We start from the raw sequence: 18980 nt of genomic DNA on the forward strand, positions 1-18980 counted from the left end.
TCACCTATGCGGCCGGCTGCCCTGGCTGCCACCGCCGCCAGGGACCGGGACAACGTCGCCAATTCCATCCCTCGTGCTCGGCAAACGGTGTATCCGACCCCTGCGGGGTAGGGACATCGGGTTCACCGTGGGGCATGTACCTGCGGCGACGGCAACGAGATCAAAAGACTCCTCACAGCGGCGAACCGGTAAGCCTGAGCGTCCCGAAAGGAAGTGTTCGCATGACCGCCGCGACTTTGGTGTCAACGAAGCGGAAGTTCCGGGTCGAGGATGGCGGTTATGTCACCACGGCGCGCGGGGCGGAGGTACTCGACACTCCGCTGCTGAACAAGGGCACCGCGTTCACCCCGCAGGAGCGGCAGGCCCTGGGGCTGGAGGGGCTGCTGCCGTCGGCCGTGCAGACCTTGGAGGACCAGGTCAGGCGGGTGTACCAGGAGTATCACGAACAGCCGAGCGACCTGCACAAGAACATCTTTCTGGCGATGCTGCAGGACAACAGCGAGGTGCTGTTCTTTCGACTGCTGGCCGGACACCTGCGGGAGATGCTGCCGGTCGTCTACGACCCGACCGTGGGCCAGGCGATCAAGCACTACAGCCACGAGTACCGCCGTCCGCGTGGGGTGTACCTGTCGGTCGACGCACCGGACCGGATCGAGGCGGCCTTCGCCGACCTGGGGCTGGGCGCCGGCGACGTCGACCTGATCGTCGCCTCCGACGCCGAGGAGATTCTCGGCATCGGCGACTGGGGCGTCGGCGGGATCGACATCGCCGTGGGCAAGCTCGCCGTCTACACCGCCGCGGCCGGCATCGACCCGGCGCGGGTGATCCCGGTGTCGCTGGACGTCGGCACCGACAACCCGCACCTGCTGCAGGATCCGAACTACCTGGGCAACCGGCACGCCCGGGTGCGCGGCCAGCGCTACGACGACTTCATCGACGCGTACGTACGGGCGGCGACCCGGCTCTTCCCCCATGCGCTGCTGCACTGGCAGGACTTCGGCCCAAGCAACGGCCGGCGGATCCTGGAGCGCTACCGGGACCGGGTCTGCACCTTCAACGACGACATGCAGGGCACCGGCGCCATCGTGCTCAGCGCGGCGCTCAGCGCGGTCAAGGTGGCGGGGACCCGCATGCGCGACCAGCGGATCCTCATCTTCGGCGCCGGCACGGCCGGTATCGGCATCGCCGACCAGCTGCGGGACGCCATGGCGCGCGACGGCCTCGACCGGGACACCGCGACCCGCCAGGTCTGGTGTGTGGACAAGCAGGGCCTGCTCACCGACGACATGACCGACCTGCGCGACTTCCAGGTCCCGTACGCCCGCCCGGCCGGTGAGGTCGCCGGCTGGGCCCGCGACGGCCGCATCGATCTGGCCGAGGCCGTCGCCCGCGTCCGGCCGACCATGCTGATCGGCACCTCGACCGCGCACCGCGCGTTCACCGAACCGATCGTCAAGGAGATGGCCCGGCACGTCGACCGACCGATCATCTTCCCACTGTCCAACCCCACCGAGCGCATCGAGGCGATGCCCAGCGACCTGATCCCGTGGACCGACGGCCGCGGCCTGGTCGCCACCGGCATCCCGGTGCCGCCGGTCACCTACCGGGGTGTCACGTACGCCATCGGACAGGCCAACAACGCCCTGCTCTACCCCGGGCTGGGCTTGGGCGCCATCGTGGCCCGGGCGACGAAGATCAGCGACGGGATGTTCCACGCCGCCGCCGACGCGGTCGCCGGCCTGGTGGACGTGAGCACCCCGGGCGCGTCGCTGCTGCCGCAGGTGGAGAACCTGCGCGATGTGTCGGCCACGGTCGGAGCTGCTGTTGCCGAGCAGGCCGCCACCGAAGGCCTCGCTCGTACCAGGCTGACCGACGCCGCACGTCAGGTCCGCGACGCCATGTGGCAGCCCGAGTACCGCCCGATCAAGGCGGGGTGAGTGAGATGACCACCCGCCAGAAGACCCGCGAGCAGGCACCCACCATCCACGACGTGCCCATCGGCATCCGCGCCACCGGCACCCGCACCGAGACCGACTCCCTCGGCGCCGTGGAGGTCCCGGCCGACCACTACTGGGGCGCGCAGACGCAGCGCTCGCTGGAGCACTTCGACATCGGCGACGACCGGATGCCCAAGGAGGTCTACCACGCCTACGGCTACGTCAAGAAGGCGGCGGCGATGGTCAACGCCCGCGCCGGACGGCTGCCCGGCTGGAAGGCCGACCTGATCGCCCGGGTCGCCGACGAGGTGATCGCCGGCAAGCTGGACGGCGAGTTTCCGCTCTACGTCTGGCAGACCGGCTCCGGCACCCAGTCCAACATGAACGTCAACGAAGTCATCGCCAACCGGGCGATCCAGCTCGTCGGCGGCGAACTGGGCAGCAAGACCCCGGTACACCCCAACGACGACGTCAACATGGGGCAGTCGTCCAACGACACCTTCCCGACCGCGATGCACATCGCCGCCGTGACCGCCATCGAAGAGCACCTGGTGCCGGCACTCATCCGGCTGCACGACGCGACCGCGGAGAAGAGCCGGCAGTGGGCCGACGTCGTCAAGATCGGGCGTACCCACCTAGAGGACGCCACCCCGCTGACCGTCGGCCAGGAGTGGTCGGGCTACGCCGCCCAACTCGAAGACGCGGGCACCCACCTCACCGCCACCATGGCCGGCCTGTACCGACTGGCCATGGGCGGCACCGCCGTCGGCACCGGGCTGAACGCCCCACCCGGCTTCGATGCGGCCACCGCCAGGCTGATAGCCGAGCTGACCGGCCGGCCGTTCGTCACCGCACCCAACAAGTTCGCCGCCCAAGCCTCCCTCGACCCGCTCGTGCGCACCTCCGCTGCCATTCGCGGCGTCGCCACGGCGCTGTTCAAGTTCGCCAACGACGTGCGCTGGCTCGGCTCCGGACCGCGCACCGGCCTGCACGAGCTGAACCTGCCGGCCAACGAGCCAGGCTCCTCGATCATGCCGGGCAAGGTCAACCCCACCCAGGCCGAGGCCATGCTCATGGTCTGCATCCAGGTCGCCGGCTGCGACGCCGCCGTCGGCATGGCCGGCAACGAGGGCAACTTCGAACTCAACGCGTTCCGACCGATCATCATCGACAACGTGCTGCACTCGATCCGGATCCTCGCCGACGCCGCCGACCACTTCCGCCGGTTCCTCGTCGAGGGCGCCCAGGTGGACGACGAGCAGTTGCGGCGCAACGTCGACCGCTCGGTCATGATGGTCACCGCGCTCTCCCCGGTGATCGGCTACGACCGGGCGTCCGAGATCGCCCACCTGGCTATCGACAACGACCTGCCCCTCAAGCAAGCCGCACTCCAGTGCGGCGTCAGCGAGGACCTGTACAACCGGGTCGTCGTACCCGTCGACATGACCCGGCCCGGCAGCGCCGACACGGCAGCAACGCGCTGAGGTCCACCGACACGAGCGACGCGGTGCGGGGCCACATGAGGAGTCGTTCTGTGCGCCCCGAGGGAGGGTTCGCCGGTCAGCAGGCAGCGCGAGCCCGCGCGGACACGCGCACGGGAACGACGATGACCGGCGCACCTGTGCTGGTCATGCACGTGCCGGACCCGCCATGAGGAGAAGACGTCAAGCGGGTACCTCGAGCCGATCGGTCAGGTCCGCCCACTCGCCGCTGGCCGAGCGGGCGTCTGGCACTGGAGCGGTGGCGCGTCGAGCCCGCAGTGGAAGTCCGGAATCGGTTGGGTTCCGGACGGGACGGGCACGGGTTCAGGGGCGGGTGGGTTACCGCCGCCAAGGGTGGCCGCCGCCAGCAGACCGCCGAGGGCGCACACCGCGGCGGCGATGTAGCAGGCGCTCCGAAACTTCGCCGCGAAGGCGTCCGGGTGCAGGTACGTCAGTTCCCCGATGCCGGCGGCGGTTGGCAGCACCGCGATTGCGATCAGACCGCCCATCCGGGAAAGGTCATTGTTGACCGCCGACCCGATGCCCGCGTGGCCGCTCGGCACGGAGCTCAGCGCGGTCGCTGTCAATGGCGCTACCGTGGCCGCCAGGCCGAGGCCGAAGACGACCACGGCCGGAAGTACCTCGGTCAGATAGGTGCCGCCGGCGCCGATGCGGGTGTACAGGATCATGCCTGCGGCGACGACGATAGGGCCTACGGACATCTGCAGCCGGGGGCCGATCCGGGCGGCCAGTGCCCCGGACCGGGCGGACAACACCAACATGATCACTGTCACCGGCAGTAGTGCCAACCCCGACTCCAGCGGGCTGTAGCCGCTGACCTGCTGCAGTTGGATCGGCAGGAGGAACAGGATGGCGCCCAGCGCTCCGTACACGATGAATGTGACCGTATTCGTCGCGCTGAACCGACGGCTGGTGAAAAGGCTCAACGGCAGTAACGGATCAGGGACCGAACGCTCGCGCAGCACGAACGCCGCGAGTAGCAGCACCCCGGCGATCAGGGACCCGGCGACGGCGGGCGAGCGCCACCCCAGCCGCGCCCCTTCGGTGAGCCCGAAGCACAGGCCCACCAGCGCCAGCGTGACAACCGCGCCACCGAGCAGGTCGATCGACCCGGTCGCTGACTCGTCCCGGGTTTCCGGAAGCTGCCACATGCAGATGATCACCACGAGTACCGCGAGCGGCAGATTGATCAGGAAGATGTACCGCCACGACACGCTGGTGATCAGCCACCCGCCCACGAACGGGCCGACCGCCGTCGCCACGCCCCCGAAACCGGACCAGGCGCCGATGGCCCTGGCGCGGTCAGTGGGCATGAACGTGGCCTCGATGGCGGCGAGGCTGCTCGGGACCAGCAGCGCCGCCCCCGCTCCCTGCACGGCACGGGCGGCGATCAGCAGTCCGGCGGTGGGAGCCAGCCCGCACAGCAGCGACGCCGCAGCGAACCACACCGCGCCGGCGACGAACACTCTGCGCCGGCCGTACCGGTCCCCGAGCGCCCCACCGACCAGCAGGAGCCCTGCCAGCGTCAACATGTACCCGGTGACCATCCACTGAAGGCTGCTCAACCCGGCCCGGAAGTCGCGGCCGATCGCCGGCAGGGCGATGCCGACCACGGTGGCGTCGATCGCGGCCATCCCGGAACCGAGAATCGTCGCCAGCAGGACCCACCTGCCTCGCGCGGTGCCGAACTCGACCGTCGGCGCGCCAGCAGTGCGCTGATGGACCGGGGCAGGCGCAGCGCCGCTGTCTGCCATCAGTGGGAGGCCGGCTCACTCAACGGCAGTCTGACCTGGAAGCGGGTGTCACCCGGGTTCGGTACGACGCTGATGTCGCCGCCGTGGCGGTTGACCACGACCCGGTAGGCGATGTCGAGGCCCAGGCCGGTTCCTTCGCCGACCGGCTTGGTGGTGAAGAACGGTTCGAAGACCCGTCGGCGCAGCTCCGGCGGGATGCCCGGGCCGGTGTCGCCGATCTCGACGAGGACCCGGTCGGCGTCCCGGCCGGTGTGCAGGGTGAGCGTGCCGGAGCCATTCATGGCGTGCACCGCGTTGTCGATGAGGTTGGTCCAGACCTGGTTAAGCTCGCCCGGATGGGCCGGGATCCGGGGCAGGGTGCGGTCGAAGTCCTTGACTACCCGGATCCCGTCGCCGATCTTGTGGGTCAGCATGACGAGGGTGCTGTTGAGCCCGTCGTGCACGTCGATCCACTGGTATGAGGCCCGGTCGAGCTGGGAGTACTGTCGCGCCGCGGCGACCAGCGACGAGATCCGGTTGCCGGCGTCCTCGATGTCGGTCATGAGCTGCTCGGTCTCCAGGGCGTACCCGATCCACCGCAGCGCCTGGTCGAGCAGACCGGGCGCCAGGCTGCGGGCGATCTCGTCCAGGCAGTCGACGTCGAGGCCGCCCGCGGCCAGGACGGGTGCCAGATCCCAGCCGGCCGCGATGCCGCGCTCGTCCATCCAGTCGCCGAGTTCGTCTTCGCGGTCGCTGGCCTGCAGGGGGCTCAGCTCGGGCGCCTTGGCGGCGCGTTCGATCCAATACTCAACGTATCCCGCACCGCCTGTCACAGCTGGCACCACCGCGTCGGTGGACCGACCCTCGTACGGGACCCTCGGAGTCAGCGATCATCAGTGTTCCACCACGCGCCCGCACGCGGCGTCCACCATTCGCACGATCACAACACCGAGTTGTCCCAGCGTAGGGCCACGATCCACAGCTGTCGTGAGCTGACGACGCCGAGATCGCGGCGGGCCTCTACGTGACCGAGGGGACAGCACCCCGGTCACCAACCGAGCATGAGACTCCGGCGGGTCGTGGGTCTGGGCGTGGACACTGGCCGGTGCGGTTTCCCGCGCCCTTGAACGGGTAGGCCGTCGGGGTTCCGCAGTGGTCTTGCCATATGTCATGACCGCCGATGCCAGGCTGCCGGCCGGACCTGACGCCGGTCACACAGCGACCGACGTGGCCGCGACCGGCGTCCCAGCGCGTGCTCGTCGCGGTCACGGGCCGCCGATGTGACAGCGGCCGTCACGGTCCCGGCGAAAGGTGCGAGAAGGTCTCAGATGGTGGCGATCAATGACTCCGTGGCCGTGGTGACCGGCGGTCAACGTGGTATCGGCAAGGCGTTCGTCGAGGCGCTGCTGCAGCGCGGTGCGGCAAAGGTCTACGCGACCGCACGCAAGCCCGGTCCCAGCGAAGACCCGCGTGTCGAGGCCGTTGCCCTCGACGTCACCGACCCAGCCGCGGTCTCGGCGCTGGCCGACCATGCCCGTGACGTGAACATCGTCGTCAACAACGCGGGAGTCCTGTTTCCGTCGCCGCTGCTGCAGGCCGACATGGCCGAAGTGGTGGCCACATTCGAGACCAACGTGTTCGGGGCCCTGCGAGTCGCCCAGAGCTTCGCCCCGGTCTTGGCAGCGAACGGCGGCGGTGCGCTGGTCGACATGCACTCGCTGTTCTCCTGGGGTGCCGGTGCAGGTGCTTATGGCGCCTCGAAGGCCGCACTGTGGTCAATCACGAACTCCCTGAGAGTCGAACTGGCGCCGCAGGGAACCCAGGTCGTCGGCGTGCACCTCGGCTTCGCCGACACCGACATGGTCGCTGGATTCCCGACCCAGAAGATCTCGCCGGCCGAGGTCGCCGAACTGGCCCTGGACGGCGTCGAGGAGGGCAGCGACGAGGTACTCGTCGACACCCTGACCAGGCAGATGAAGGCGGCGCTCTCCGGACCGGTAACGGGCCTCACCGTTCCCATCGGGCGCTGACCATCACCATCACCCCGTCCTACCACCGCCACGTGCAAAGGAAACGGCGATGCCGCTATGGAACGTCTACCATCCGGCCGGCGCCTACACCGCGCGGCAGAAACAGGAGTTCGCCGCCGACGTCACGGCGTTCTACGCCGGACGAGGTCTGCCGAAGTTCTATGTCGTGACCATCTTCCAGGAGATCCCCGAGTCCTCTTTTCTCGTCGGCGGAGAACCATCGAGCACCACCGTCCGAATCATGATCGATCACATCGCTCGCCACGCGCCGGATCCCGCCACGCGAACACAGATCTGCGAGGCCCTGAGCCGCTTGCTGGCTCCCCACACCGTGGACCGTGGCCTCTACTACGAGTTCCACATCGACGACACCCCTCGGGACCTATGGATGATCAACGGGATGTGGCCTCCCGCCTCGGGCAGCGAAGCCGAACAGCTCTGGGCGCGCGAGAACCGGCCGGTCCCCTACTGATCGACGGACACGCCGCGATCGGGCACGAGCCGGACAGCGCCAACCGGCTGGCCCGGGACGCGGCCCAGGGCGTGGTCAGCGAGAGTGGCGGGTCCAGCACAGGTCGAAGGCGAGGAGTACAGCTGCCGCGGCGAGGCGGATGTCGCCGCCTGGTTCCGGTCACCCGCGCCAGGTGAAGAGCGCCCGAGGGGCACGGTGGTGGCCGGGTTCCGGCGTACGGTGGCAGCATGACCGCTGAGCTGGCCGCGTTCCGGGTCAGCGTTGCCGAGGATGCGCTCGACGATCTGCGGCAGCGCCTGGGTCGCGCCCAGTGGCCGGAGCCGGCGACGGTTGCCGACTGGAGCCAGGGTGTACCGCTGGACTGGCTGCGAGACCTGTGCGGGTACTGGCAGAACGGATACGACTGGCGACGCCTGGAGACCCAGCTCAACGCGCTGCCGCAGTTCACCACCGAACTGGACGGCCTGAACGTTCACTTCCTGCATCGGCGCTCACCCCACGCGGATGCGTTGCCGCTGATCCTCACGCACGGCTGGCCAGGTTCGGTGGTGGAGTTCCTCGAGGTTGTCGAGCCGCTGGCCGACCCGGTCGCCCACGGCGGCGAGGCGGGCGATGCGTTCCATGTGGTGTGCCCGTCGCTGCCCGGCTTCGGGTTCAGCGCCCGACCGACGCAGCCGGGCTGGGGTCCGGCGCGGATCGCACGCGCCTGGGCGACGCTCATGACCCGGTTGGGCTACGAGCGGTTCGGCGCACAGGGCGGCGACTGGGGCGCGATCGTGACCGCCGCGCTGGCGGCGCAGCAACCCGAACGCATGGTGGGCATCCACCTCAACTTATTCCCGATGGCCCGCCGCGACCAGTTCGCCTCCGACGACCTGACGGATTTCGAGCGGCAGAGCCTGGCCGACGCCGCCCACCACCGGGAATGGGGCAGCGGCTACGCCGTCGAACAGGCGACCCGACCGCAGACCGTCGGCTACGGGCTGGCCGACTCCCCGGTAGGCCAGTGCGCCTGGATCGCCGAGAAGTACTGGGCCTGGACCGACCACGACGGTGATCCCCTCGCCGCGCTCAGCCGCGACCAGATGCTCGACAACATCAGCGTGTACTGGCACACCGCCACAGCCGCGTCCTCGGCCCGCATCTACTGGGAGCACGGCTTCGGCCGGCCGTCGGCCCACGGGCCCGATCCCGGGCTCCTCACCGTGCCGGTCGGTGTGTCGGTGTTCCCACGCGAAATCTTCCGTCCGTCGCGGCGCTGGTGCGAGCGGTACTGCTCCGATCTTCGCTTCTATGAACAGCTTCCCCGTGGCGGCCATTTCGCCGCGTTCGAACAGCCGGAACTGTTCGTCGACCAGATCCGGCGCGCCTTCCGCACCATGCGCTGACACATACCTGTGGGGTGTCAAAACCCTGGCATCGTGGGTGACCTGCAGTTCTACGCGGCTCGTTCGTACTCGGTGACGAGCCCCTCGAGGACGAATCGACGTCCGTTCCGTTCATGGGTGAAGTAACCGGCGGGTCGGTCGGGCCGTGGGGGGACTGCCGATCAAACGGCTTTGGTGCGAAGACGGCGGTGAGGTGTCCTCGGCGGTCAGTAGAGCTGCGGCAGGCTGCCCACCCGGTGTCGCTCTGACTTGATCAAAGGGGTGTTTCCTGAGCTGGATCAGGGACTCGGCAGGTTGCCAATGATGTCAAGGTCCTCGGTGAACAGGAATCTCGCCTGGCCCACCGCCGGCCGCGTTGTGCTTGCGTTTACGCCGTGCTTCGGCCGCGGGGCGCGGGATGGAAGATGACGGTGCGCCAAGCTCGAAGGCGTTGCGGCGGCCGACGGTAGGGGAGCAGAATGGGAGCAGCGGGGCGCGTCCAACGGCGCTGAATCGCGTTCGACCGGGCCGAGCTGCTCGTATCGTCTCGGCGTGACCTGCGGGTTCTCGTGTTTGTGCTGGTCAGCGCATGATCGGATTTTCGTTTTTGACACGGAAGAGGTCACTGGTTCAAACCCAGTATCGCCCACCAAAACTGCAGGTGAAGGCATTGATCGCCGATCTTACGGATCGGCGATCTTTTGCTTGTGGGAGCAGTTTTGCTCCCACGGTAACTGCTGGTCGGGGGTGTATCGGTTACGCCGTGGTCACCAGTGGCCGCCGCTGTCGAGCCAGCGGTCTTGCAGGGCTGCCAGTAGCGGCGCCTGCATGGGTTCGGTGGCGTGGGCGTAAACGCCGCGGATGCCGGGCAGTTGGTGGTCCAGGCGCTGGCGGATTTGGTCGCCGTACCGGACGATAATCATGGCCGGCGGGTGGAGGCTGGACGGAGTGTGGTGGCGTCGGCGCGACGACCGGCTGGCCGTGGCTGCGGCGAGCTGGTGGCGGTCGACCGAGTGTCCGCTCGGGCCGCGTACCGGGTGACGGCTTCGGGTTGGATGATGAGGACGAATGCGGCGACCAGAGGCCATCCAGGTGGCCAACGCGCCGGCCAGTACGGACCTGTTCCTGCTGGCCAGACCTGACCGCGACAGCGACGAGCGGGTCCACCTTTACGGCAGTAGCCGACGGCGTTCGACAAAGGCGCCAGCTCGCTGACAGCCGGTTCCGGTGGCCCATCGCTGCCGCGCTCTCAGCGGGAGCGTGAGGGCGGGGAATTGCCTGGCTGGAGTGATCAAGCGCACTGCTCCCGAGCATTGCCCATCAAACCTATTGTTTTTATAGGATATTGCTGAAGGTCACGAGCGCCAGCGTCAAGCCCCGGCTTGCTGGCCGGCAACCCTCGTTGTTCGCGGTGGGGTGCCCCGGGTGAAGACCAGGCCCGCGCGTGTCCGCGCTCGGGCAAGCGCGGATCCTCCGGGGTCCTGAGTCCGGAGGGATTCATCATGGTTGCCACGTTCGCCAGCTCCATCGTCCACACTGCTCGGACCGGCCCGGTCGTGCTCGGCGACCGGCTGCCGGTGAGGCTCGCCGACGGTCGTACCGTCGACCACGTCAACCTCGACTACGCCGCGACCGCGCCCTGCCTGACCGTGGCGGCGACTGCGGTCAATGAGCTGTTGCCCTGGTACTCCAGCGTGCATCGGGGCGCCGGGGCGGCGTCGCAACGCTGCACGCTGGCCTACGAGCAGGCCCGGCAGACCGTCGCCGACTTCGTCGGCGCCCGCGCGGGTGACCACGTGGTCTTCACTCGTAACACCACCGACGCGTTGAACCTGCTGGCCCGCTGCCTGCCGGCCGGCGCGACCGTCGTCGGTTGGGCGGGGGAGCACCACGCCAACCTGCTGCCCTGGCCGCGCACGGTACGGCTGCCCGTGCCCGACTCCCCGGCCGCCGCCGTCGACGCCCTAGCGGAGGCGCTCGGGCGGCTCGACGGCCCGGTCCTGGTGACGGTCACCGGCGCGTCGAACGTGACCGGCGAGGTGTGGCCGATCGCGGCGCTGGCCGAGGTGGCGCACCGGTTCGGCGACCGGATCGCCGTCGACGCCGCGCAGCTCGCCCCGCACCGGCCGGTCTCCCTCGCCGAGTGGGGCGTGGACTACCTCGCGCTGTCCGGGCACAAGCTGTACGCCCCGTTCGGGGCCGGGGTGCTCGCCGGGCGGGCCGACTGGCTCGACGCCGCGCCGCCGTACCTGGCCGGCGGCGGCGCGTCCGCACGTGTCGGCGACGCATTGTGCGATGTGGACTGGCACGTCGGGCCGGCCCGACACGAGGCCGGCACCCCGAACCTGCTCGGCGCGGTGGCGCTCGCCGCCGCCTGCGCCGACATCGCCGCCGCCGACCGGGATGCGCTGACCTCGCACGAGAACGAGCTTCTGGCTCGCTTTCGCGCGGGGCTTGCGGGCCTGCCCGGCGTGGCGGAACTGCGTACCTTCGCCGCCGACCACGACCGGGTCGGCATCGTCAGCTTCGTCGTCGCTGGTGTGGCCGCCCCAGAGGTGTCCGCCCACCTCGCCCGCCGGCACGGTATCGGCGTCCGCGATGGCCTGTTCTGTGCGCATCCGCTGACCCGCCGGCTGCTCGGCGAGGCGTCCGCGCGCCTGGGCCGGCCGGTGGCCCGCGGTGCGGTACGGGCGAGCATCGGCATCGGCACCACCGTCGAGCACGTCGACCGACTGCTCGCCGGGCTGCGGGACCTGGTCGGCGTGTCGTAGTCGCGCGGTGAGGCCCTAGCCGTGGCGTGGCGTTCACGTGACCGGTGTCCCAGGGTGGCATCCTTGATCCATACTAAACCAATAGGATATATTCCAAGCCATGATCATCCGCAGTGACCACCCGACGAGGCTGGGTCTCATGACCTGCCTGGTTGCGCGGCGTCACGTCGATCTGATGCGCATCTCCAGCGCGCTCTGTCCGGCCTAGGTCACCAGATCCGGCCGCTCGATGGCCGGACCCGAGGCCGGTACTCCGGCTTGCGCCCGGCAGGCAGCGCTGTCGCGCGGGAGCGCACTCTGACCGCCAGATCCTCCGGCTCATCCCCATCCCCTGGACCCGTGGTCCGTGCCGCACGGCACACGCCATGGGTACAGGCTCCGTTCCCGGCCTCGGCCCCGCCCAGGTCGCGGCTGCGCAACGCTGCCCAATGGCTGCCCCGTAGAAAATCGAAAGGCCATCATCCATGCCACGAACCAGACTGCGGTCGACGCTGCGCGCGGGGGTCGCCGCCCTCGCCACGATCGGCCTGCTCGCCGCCTGCTCGGCCAATGCCGCGTCCGACGCGGGCGACGCCGGCCAGCCCGTCTACGGCGGCACGCTGACCTACTTGGAGCACCAGCCGCCGAGCTGCCTCTACCTGCCGGCCGCGGGCTTCTATCCGAACGGCGGGGTGCTCAACCAGCTCACCGACAAGCTCACCTGGCAAGACCCGAAGACGCTCAAGATCGAGCCCTGGATCGCGAAGTCCTGGGAGATCAACGCGGACGCGACCGAGTACACCTTCCACCTGCGCGACGGCGTGACCTTCAGCGACGGCAGCCCGCTGGACGCCGAGACCGTGGCCGCGAACTTCGACGTCTACGGCCTCGGTAACAAGGAACTGAAGCTTCCGGTGGCGGAGTTCGTCAACAACTACGCGCGCAGCGAGGTCATCGACAAGAGCACGGTGAAGTTCCACTTCAACAAGCCGTCGCCCGGCTTCCTGCAGGGCACCTCGGTCATCGGGGCCGGTCTCGTGTCAAAGAAGACCATCTCACTGCCGTACGAGGAGCAGTGCCAGCTCAAGAACGTCGTCGGCTCGGGCCCGTTCACGGTGGCCAACCAGGTCGTCGACAAGGAGATCGACCTCGTCGCCCGCAAGGACTACAGCTGGGCGCCCCCGTCCTTCGCCCACCAGGGGCGCGCATACCTCGACAAGATCAAGATCATCGTGACTCCCGAGGACAACGTCCGGGTGGGTGCGCTCACCTCCGGGCAGGCCGACTACGTGCGTTATGTGCAGGCGTACGACGAGGCGACGGTCAAGGCCGCGGGTTACCGCATCTACGCCGAGCCGACCCGCGGCGTCAACAACGGTCTCTACCTGCGACCGGCCAACAGCATCCTGCAGGACGTCAATGTTCGTAAGGCCCTGCAGGCGGGCACCGACGCCAAGGAGGTCGTCGAGACACTCTTTACCGACAGCTACCCGGTGGCCACCTCGGTGCTCAGCAAGCTCGCCGCCGGCTACGTCGACCTGTCCGCGCAGCTCGGCTACGACCCCGCCAAGGCCAACAGTCTGCTCGACCAGGCCGGATGGGTCCGGGGCGCCGACGGTATCCGCGAGAAGGGCGGCCGCAAGCTCCAACTGAGCGTCTTCGTGTCCGGCCCGCAACCGCTGTCGAAGCAGACCCTTGAACTGGTCGCCCAGCAGTGGACGAAGATCGGAGTGAAGCTCGACGTCCGGCAGGCTGACTCCGGCACCCAGGCGGCGGCGCTGAAGGACGCCGAGAAGACGCCCCTCGTCCACTCGATGGTGGGCCGGGCTGACCAGGACGTCATCAAGAGCCAGTTCCACACCAGGAACCGGGACGTGCTGCTGTCCAACGACGCGCAGCTCGACCGGCTGCTGGAGGAGCAGTCCGCGCTCGTCGACGCGAATGCGCGCAACGCGAAGGTCGCCGAGATCCAGCGGTACGTGGTGGACCAGGGCTACGCGATCCCGTTGTTCGAGGAGCCGCAGGTGTACGGCGCCGCGCCGTACGTGCACGGCGTCAGCTTCGAGGCGGTCGCGCGACCCAGCTTCTACGACGTGTGGCTGTCCAAGAAGGACAAGTAGGGCGGGCGGCGGCTCATGACCAGGTATCTCGCTCTGCGGGTCGGGCAGGCGGTGCTCGTGCTGTGGGCCGCCTTCACCGCCGGCTTCGTGCTGCTGCAACTGTTGCCGGGCGACTCCATTCTGATCAAGTTCCAGAACCCCGAACTCGGGCTCTCACCCGACCAGATCGCCGAGATCCGCCGGCTGTACGGCAGCGACGCGCCGGCCATCGTCCGGTACGTCCACACGCTGCTCGGGTTCCTGCACGGCGACTTCGGCTATTCGATCGACACCGGCACACCGGTGCTCGACCGGCTGGCAGAGGGCCTGCCGGCGACGGCCAAGCTCGCCACCCTCGGCTTCCTCGTCGCCGTGCTGATCGCCGTGACGATCGCCTTCGTGTCCAGCTACAGCCGGTTCGCCTGGATCCGCGGTGCGCTGCTGGCGCTGCCGTCGCTGTTCGTCTCGGTGCCCACCTTCTGGCTGGGCATCGTGCTGATCCAGGTGTTCTCGTTCCAGCTCAAACTGGTACCCGTCATCGGCGGCACCGGGTTCGAGCAGCTCATCCTGCCGGTGCTGACTCTCGCCGTACCGATCTCGGCGCCGCTGGCCCAGGTCCTGGCTCGCAGCCTCGACCAGGTCCAGGCACAACCGTTCGTCGCGGTGGTGGCAGCCAAGGGCGCGTCACAGCGGTGGATCCTGTGGCGGCACGTCGCCCGCAACGCGCTGCTGCCGACGCTGACGATCGCGGGGGTGACCTTCGGTGAACTCATCGCCGGGTCGGTGGTGACCGAGACCGTCTTCGGCCGCAACGGCATCGGCCGGCTCACCGAGCAGGCGGTCGCCGTTCAGGACACCCCGGTGATGCTGGCCATCGTGGTGCTCTCGGCAACCGTGTTCGTCCTGGTCAACCTCGTGGTCGACCTGCTGTATCCCGTCCTCGACCCACGACTGGCCGCGAAGGTTGGTGTCACCGCATGACCGCCCAATCCGGCATCGACGTTCTCCAGCCGACGTCGCCGGCCCGCACCGGGCTATCGCTGCGCCTTCCCCCCGCCGGGCTGATGCTCGCCTGGCTCGCGATCGCCGTCGCCGTGCTGTGGGCGACCGTGCCGGGCCTGTTCACCGGGCACGATCCGATCAACGGCGTACCGGCGGAGAAGCTCCAGGCGCCGAGCGCGGCGCATCTGTTCGGCACGGACGCCCTGGGTCGGGATCTCCTCGCCCGGGTCGTGCACGGCTCGGCCCGCTCGCTGTCCGGTGGGTTCGTCGCTGTGGCGGTGGGCCTCGTCGTGGGCACCCTGCTCGGCCTGCTCGCCGGATCGGTCGGCGGCCTGCTCGACGAACTGGTCATGCGGGTGGTCGACGTCCTGCTCGCGGTACCCGGGCTGCTGCTCGCGCTGACGGCCATCATCCTGCTCGGCGCCGGCACCACCAACGTGGCGATCGCCGTCGGCATCGGCTCGGTGGCGGCCTTCGCCCGGCTGACCCGATCCGAGGTGGTACGCGTGCGGCGCACCGACTACGTCGAGGCCGCGTTCGGCAGCGGCGGCCGGTTCTTCACCGTGCTGCGCCGGCACGTGCTACCCAACTCGCTCGGTCCCGTTGTGGCGCTCGCCGCGGTGCAGTTCGGCTCCGCGATCCTGGCCATCTCCACGTTCAGCTTCCTCGGCTACGGCGCGAAACCGCCGGACCCGGAGTGGGGGCTGCTCATCGCCGAAGGGCGAAACTACCTGGCCACCTCGTGGTGGCTGACCACGCTGCCGGGCCTGGTCGTCGTCCTGGTCGTGGTCGCCGCCGGCCGCATCAGCCGCTCGATCAGCAGGGAGGACCGATGAGCCTGCTCGAGGTACGCGATCTGACCGTCGCCTACCGCACCGGCAACCAGGTCCACCAGGCGGTCAGCGGGATCTCCTTCACCGTCGAACCGGGTGAGGTTGTCGCGGTCGTCGGCGAATCCGGCTCCGGCAAGTCGACCACCGCTCATGCGATCATCGGTCTGCTGCCCGGCAACGGATCCGTCGACTCCGGCCAGATCCTGCTGGGCGGCACGGACATCGCCGGCTGGTCGTCGAAGCGGTTGGAGTCGGTCCGCGGCGCCCAGATCGGCCTCATTCCACAGGACCCGACCAGCTCGCTGAACCCGGTCAAGACGATCGGCGCGCAGATCGGCGAGACGCTGCGCATCCACAAGCGCGGTGACCGCCGTACCATCGCCCGCCAGGTGATCGAACTGCTCACCCGGGTCGGCCTGTCCGATCCGGAGATGCGCGCCCGGCAGTACCCGCACGAGCTGTCCGGCGGGATGCGCCAGCGGGTCCTCATCGCCGGCGCCATCGCCCTGCGACCGCGGCTCATCATCGCCGACGAGCCGACCAGCGCCCTCGATGTCACCGTGCAACGGCGCATCCTCGACCTCATCGACGACCTCCGTCGGGAGTTCGGCACTGCCGTGCTCCTCGTGACCCACGACCTCGGCGTCGCCGCTGACCGGTCGGACCGTCTCGTCGTGATGCGCAACGGACAGGTCGAGGAGCAGGGCACCACCCGTGCGGTCCTGGCCGGCCCGCAAGCCGACTACACCAGGAAGCTGCTGCAGGACGCACCCTCGCTGACACCGCGGCGATTCCGCGACGCCCGCCCTCCGGCGCACACCCCGGCCGCGGACGAGCAGCCGTCCGCGATCACCGTTCGGGACCTCGTCAAGGAGTACCGGATAGGGCGCAAGCCGTTCCGGGCGGTTGACGGAGTCTCGTTCGAGGTACGGCGGGGAACCACGCACGCCCTCGTCGGTGAGTCAGGGTCCGGCAAGACGACAACGGCACGCATGATCGTCCGCTTCGCCACGCCCACCTCCGGTTCGGTGACGATCGACGGCACCGACGTGGCCCGGCTGCGCGGCGAGGCGCTGCGCCGGTTTCGCCGCCGCGTGCAACTCGTCTACCAGAACCCGGCCGGCTCGCTCGACCCCCGGGAGTCCGTCGGCGACATCGTGGCCGAACCCCTGCGCAACTTTCGGCTGGCCGACCGGGCCGGCCGCAGCAAGCGGGTCAGGGAACTGCTCGACCGGGTCGCCCTGCCGCAGGCCGCATACGACCGCCGGCCACGCGAACTGTCCGGCGGCCAGCGTCAGCGCGTCGCGATCGCCCGAGCGCTGGCAGTGGACCCCGAAGTGATCGTGCTCGACGAAGCGGTCTCCGCGCTCGACGTGACCGTGCAGGCGCAGATCCTCGACCTGCTCGACGGACTGCAGCGCGACCTCGGGCTCACCTACCTGTTCATCTCGCACGACCTCGCGGTGGTGCGGCAGATCTCCGACACCGTGTCGGTCATGAGAAAGGGACGCATCGTGGAAACTGGAACCACACAGCAGGTCTTCCATGCACCACAACACGCCTACACCGGCGAGCTGCTGGCCGCTGTACCCGGCGCTGGAGCGGAGCAGGCAGCATGAACCGGCTGCGACTCGGGTTCTTCACCCGGCTGCTCGACGACGGACCGGCGGATCTGCGCTATCGGCTGGCGACCGAGCAGATCCGCCACGCCGAGGCGTACGGATTCGACTCCGCCTGGGTGGCTCAGCACCACTTCAACGAGGCCGAGGGCGGGTTGCCCGCGCCGCTGGTGTTCCTCAGCCACGTCGCCGCGCGGACCAGCCGGATCCGGCTCGGCACCGGCATCATCACGCTGCCGCTGGAGAACCCGGTACGCGTCGCCGAGGACGCCGCGGTGCTCGACCTGCTCAGCGGCGGCCGTCTCGAAATCGGCGTCGGTAACGGTGGCACCCCCTCATCGTTCAGTGCGTTCGGGCACGACAGCGCCAACCGCTCGGCCATCTACGCCGAGCATCTGGCGGTACTCATCCACGCCTGGGCGGGGCGCTCCCTCAGCGGCGAGGGCAACCATCTCTACCCGGCGGCACCACGCCTGCTCGGCGCCGTCTGGGAGGCGACCTTCTCGGTGAGCGGGGGAGTACGTGCGGGCAGAGCCGGCCACGGGCTGATGCTCTCGCGCACCCAGCCACGCACCGAGGACGCCCCCCACGCGACGCTGGGCGAGATCCAGCGGCCCATTGTGGACGCCTACTACGACAACCTGCCGGACGGCAGGACACCCCGGATCATGACCTCGCGTACCGCGTTCGTCGCCGACAGCCGCGCCGAGGCGCTGCGCCTGGCCGAGGCGGGGCTGGGCCGCGCCGCCCGGCAACTTAAGGAGCGAGGTCACCCGGTGCCGGACGGCGGTCTCGAGCAGCTCATCGCCGCCTTCGACGTCCACGTCGGAACCCCGGAGGACGTCATCGCCAGCCTGCGGGCCGACCCGACCCTCCAGCGGTCAACCGACCTGGTCTTCCAGGTGCACTCGGTCGACCCGCCGCACCCCCACATCCTCCGCTCGATCGAGCTGCTCGCGACCGAGGTCGCGCCCGCACTCGGCTGGGCGCCGCAGACCACCGCCACCCCGTCAACCGAACTGAGCAGGGCATGAGCACCTCCATCACCGACGTCATCGACCACCTGGCCGGCATTGATCCCGGCTCCCACCTCGACCGGGTACGCAGCCAGCGACCGGAGGCCAGAAGCAACGCACAGGCCAGCTTCGAGGCGCTCTTCGCCCCGCGCCGTCCCGGCGGGTTCAGCGCAGCCGAGCGGCTGGCCGTCGCGGCGTTCGTGACCGGCCTGCACCAGGACGCCGCCACCGCCGCCTTCTACGCCGCCCGGCTGGCCGAGCAGGCACCGGAGCTGGCCGCACCGATCGCCAACGAGATTGAAGCCGGCCGGACCACCGGACCCTACGGCGCCTATCCCGCGGCGGGCCCGCTCGCGGCCGAGAGCGTGGCCGGACCGGTCTACCGGGCGGCCGGACCGGACGCCCTCGGGGCGCGGCTCGCCGCCGCGCTGGAACACGCCCACCTGCTGGTGTTCCGTCCCCGCGAATCCAGCCCCGAAGCCCTGCAGGCGCTTGCCGACGCGGACTGGAGCGCCACCGACGTGGTGACCCTGTCGCAACTCGTCGCCTTTCTCAGCTTCCAGGTACGCGCCGTCGTGGGCCTGCGGCTCCTGGCCGCTGCGCCCCGGAAAGGAGCCTGA

The 18980-nt window shown here is 69.5% G+C and carries 16 protein-coding genes and 1 riboswitch; of the genes, 13 read left to right on the forward strand and 3 right to left on the reverse strand.

The window, feature by feature from the left end:
- Positions 1 to 221 precede the first annotated feature (221 nt).
- Positions 222 to 1937, forward strand: coding sequence for an NAD-dependent malic enzyme (locus HC031_RS09195; RefSeq protein WP_167924758.1), 1716 nt, complete (start codon positions 222 to 224; stop codon positions 1935 to 1937).
- Between the two features lie 5 nt (positions 1938 to 1942).
- On the forward strand, positions 1943 to 3421 hold the full coding sequence (fumC, locus tag HC031_RS09200) for a class II fumarate hydratase (protein WP_167924759.1): 1479 nt from the start codon (positions 1943 to 1945) through the stop codon (positions 3419 to 3421).
- A gap of 206 nt (positions 3422 to 3627) precedes the next feature.
- Here fumC and HC031_RS09205 read toward each other — a convergent pair whose 3' ends face one another.
- Together HC031_RS09205 and HC031_RS34305 are read right to left on the reverse strand one after the other, a co-directional pair.
- Positions 3628 to 5193, reverse strand: coding sequence for a DHA2 family efflux MFS transporter permease subunit (locus HC031_RS09205; RefSeq protein WP_167924760.1), 1566 nt, complete (start codon positions 5191 to 5193; stop codon positions 3628 to 3630).
- A complete protein-coding gene (locus HC031_RS34305) occupies positions 5193 to 6005 on the reverse strand; it encodes a sensor histidine kinase (RefSeq protein ID WP_338090551.1) in 813 nt (270 codons plus the stop codon). The genes HC031_RS09205 and HC031_RS34305 overlap by 1 nt, the downstream gene beginning before the upstream one ends.
- A 495-nt stretch (positions 6006 to 6500) precedes the next feature.
- Here HC031_RS34305 and HC031_RS09215 point away from each other — a divergent pair, with 495 nt between their 5' ends.
- From HC031_RS09215 to HC031_RS09225, 3 genes are all read left to right on the forward strand, one after another.
- Entirely contained in the window at positions 6501 to 7202 is a 702-nt protein-coding gene (locus tag HC031_RS09215; protein WP_167924896.1) for an SDR family oxidoreductase, read from the forward strand.
- 49 nt (positions 7203 to 7251) lie between these two features.
- Positions 7252 to 7674: a tautomerase family protein gene (locus HC031_RS09220; protein WP_167924761.1), complete on the forward strand. Its 423-nt coding sequence runs from the start codon at positions 7252 to 7254 to the stop codon at positions 7672 to 7674.
- A gap of 227 nt (positions 7675 to 7901) precedes the next feature.
- Complete coding sequence (locus HC031_RS09225) at positions 7902 to 9062, forward strand: epoxide hydrolase family protein (protein ID WP_167924762.1); 1161 nt, start codon at positions 7902 to 7904, stop codon at positions 9060 to 9062.
- Positions 9063 to 9808: 746 nt separating this feature from the next.
- On the opposite strand, the gene HC031_RS09230 is transcribed toward HC031_RS09225, so the two are convergent.
- Complete coding sequence (locus HC031_RS09230) at positions 9809 to 9964, reverse strand: hypothetical protein (protein WP_167924763.1); 156 nt, start codon at positions 9962 to 9964, stop codon at positions 9809 to 9811.
- A gap of 430 nt (positions 9965 to 10394) precedes the next feature.
- Positions 10395 to 10512: riboswitch (SAM riboswitch) on the forward strand.
- 31 nt (positions 10513 to 10543) lie between these two features.
- On the opposite strand from HC031_RS09230, the gene HC031_RS09235 reads away from it, so the two are divergent.
- The 8 genes from HC031_RS09235 (at position 10544) to HC031_RS32965 (ending at position 18980) form a co-directional block, all read left to right on the forward strand.
- Positions 10544 to 11812, forward strand: coding sequence for an aminotransferase class V-fold PLP-dependent enzyme (locus HC031_RS09235; RefSeq protein WP_167924764.1), 1269 nt, complete (start codon positions 10544 to 10546; stop codon positions 11810 to 11812).
- A 100-nt stretch (positions 11813 to 11912) separates the two neighbouring features.
- Positions 11913 to 12020: a putative leader peptide gene (locus HC031_RS34310; RefSeq protein ID WP_338090552.1), complete on the forward strand. Its 108-nt coding sequence runs from the start codon at positions 11913 to 11915 to the stop codon at positions 12018 to 12020.
- A 256-nt stretch (positions 12021 to 12276) separates the two neighbouring features.
- Positions 12277 to 13911 carry a TIGR04028 family ABC transporter substrate-binding protein gene (locus HC031_RS09240; protein WP_167924765.1) on the forward strand — a complete coding sequence of 545 codons (1635 nt, stop codon included), beginning with the start codon at positions 12277 to 12279 and terminating at the stop codon, positions 13909 to 13911.
- A 15-nt stretch (positions 13912 to 13926) separates the two neighbouring features.
- Positions 13927 to 14871 carry an ABC transporter permease gene (locus tag HC031_RS09245; RefSeq protein WP_167924766.1) on the forward strand — a complete coding sequence of 315 codons (945 nt, stop codon included), beginning with the start codon at positions 13927 to 13929 and terminating at the stop codon, positions 14869 to 14871.
- Positions 14868 to 15728, forward strand: coding sequence for an ABC transporter permease (locus tag HC031_RS09250; protein ID WP_167924767.1), 861 nt, complete (start codon positions 14868 to 14870; stop codon positions 15726 to 15728). Before HC031_RS09245 ends, HC031_RS09250 begins: the two co-directional genes overlap by 4 nt.
- On the forward strand, positions 15725 to 17344 hold the full coding sequence (locus HC031_RS09255; RefSeq protein ID WP_167924768.1) for a dipeptide ABC transporter ATP-binding protein: 1620 nt from the start codon (positions 15725 to 15727) through the stop codon (positions 17342 to 17344). The genes HC031_RS09250 and HC031_RS09255 overlap by 4 nt, the downstream gene beginning before the upstream one ends.
- Positions 17341 to 18378: a putative FMN-dependent luciferase-like monooxygenase gene (locus HC031_RS09260; protein WP_167924769.1), complete on the forward strand. Its 1038-nt coding sequence runs from the start codon at positions 17341 to 17343 to the stop codon at positions 18376 to 18378. Before HC031_RS09255 ends, HC031_RS09260 begins: the two co-directional genes overlap by 4 nt.
- Positions 18375 to 18980, forward strand: coding sequence for a CMD domain protein (locus HC031_RS32965; protein ID WP_167924770.1), 606 nt, complete (start codon positions 18375 to 18377; stop codon positions 18978 to 18980). The genes HC031_RS09260 and HC031_RS32965 overlap by 4 nt, the downstream gene beginning before the upstream one ends.

Source organism: Planosporangium thailandense (genome assembly GCF_011947195.1).
GTDB lineage: Bacteria > Actinomycetota > Actinomycetes > Mycobacteriales > Micromonosporaceae > Planosporangium > Planosporangium thailandense.

What these genes read in the sequence shown, in the direction of transcription:
- HC031_RS09195 (WP_167924758.1), top strand. Translation starts at nt 222, where the DNA reads ATGACCGCCGCGACTTTGGTGTCAACGAAGCGGAAGTTCCGGGTCGAG.
- fumC (WP_167924759.1), top strand. Translation starts at nt 1,943, where the DNA reads ATGACCACCCGCCAGAAGACCCGCGAGCAGGCACCCACCATCCACGAC.
- HC031_RS09205 (WP_167924760.1), bottom strand. Translation starts at nt 5,193, where the DNA reads ATGGCAGACAGCGGCGCTGCGCCTGCCCCGGTCCATCAGCGCACTGCT.
- HC031_RS09215 (WP_167924896.1), top strand. Translation starts at nt 6,501, where the DNA reads ATGGTGGCGATCAATGACTCCGTGGCCGTGGTGACCGGCGGTCAACGT.
- HC031_RS09220 (WP_167924761.1), top strand. Translation starts at nt 7,252, where the DNA reads ATGCCGCTATGGAACGTCTACCATCCGGCCGGCGCCTACACCGCGCGG.
- HC031_RS09225 (WP_167924762.1), top strand. Translation starts at nt 7,902, where the DNA reads ATGACCGCTGAGCTGGCCGCGTTCCGGGTCAGCGTTGCCGAGGATGCG.
- HC031_RS09230 (WP_167924763.1), bottom strand. Translation starts at nt 9,964, where the DNA reads ATGATTATCGTCCGGTACGGCGACCAAATCCGCCAGCGCCTGGACCAC.
- HC031_RS09235 (WP_167924764.1), top strand. Translation starts at nt 10,544, where the DNA reads ATGGTTGCCACGTTCGCCAGCTCCATCGTCCACACTGCTCGGACCGGC.
- HC031_RS34310 (WP_338090552.1), top strand. Translation starts at nt 11,913, where the DNA reads ATGATCATCCGCAGTGACCACCCGACGAGGCTGGGTCTCATGACCTGC.
- HC031_RS09240 (WP_167924765.1), top strand. Translation starts at nt 12,277, where the DNA reads ATGCCACGAACCAGACTGCGGTCGACGCTGCGCGCGGGGGTCGCCGCC.
- HC031_RS09245 (WP_167924766.1), top strand. Translation starts at nt 13,927, where the DNA reads ATGACCAGGTATCTCGCTCTGCGGGTCGGGCAGGCGGTGCTCGTGCTG.
- HC031_RS09250 (WP_167924767.1), top strand. Translation starts at nt 14,868, where the DNA reads ATGACCGCCCAATCCGGCATCGACGTTCTCCAGCCGACGTCGCCGGCC.
- HC031_RS09255 (WP_167924768.1), top strand. Translation starts at nt 15,725, where the DNA reads ATGAGCCTGCTCGAGGTACGCGATCTGACCGTCGCCTACCGCACCGGC.
- HC031_RS09260 (WP_167924769.1), top strand. Translation starts at nt 17,341, where the DNA reads ATGAACCGGCTGCGACTCGGGTTCTTCACCCGGCTGCTCGACGACGGA.
- HC031_RS32965 (WP_167924770.1), top strand. Translation starts at nt 18,375, where the DNA reads ATGAGCACCTCCATCACCGACGTCATCGACCACCTGGCCGGCATTGAT.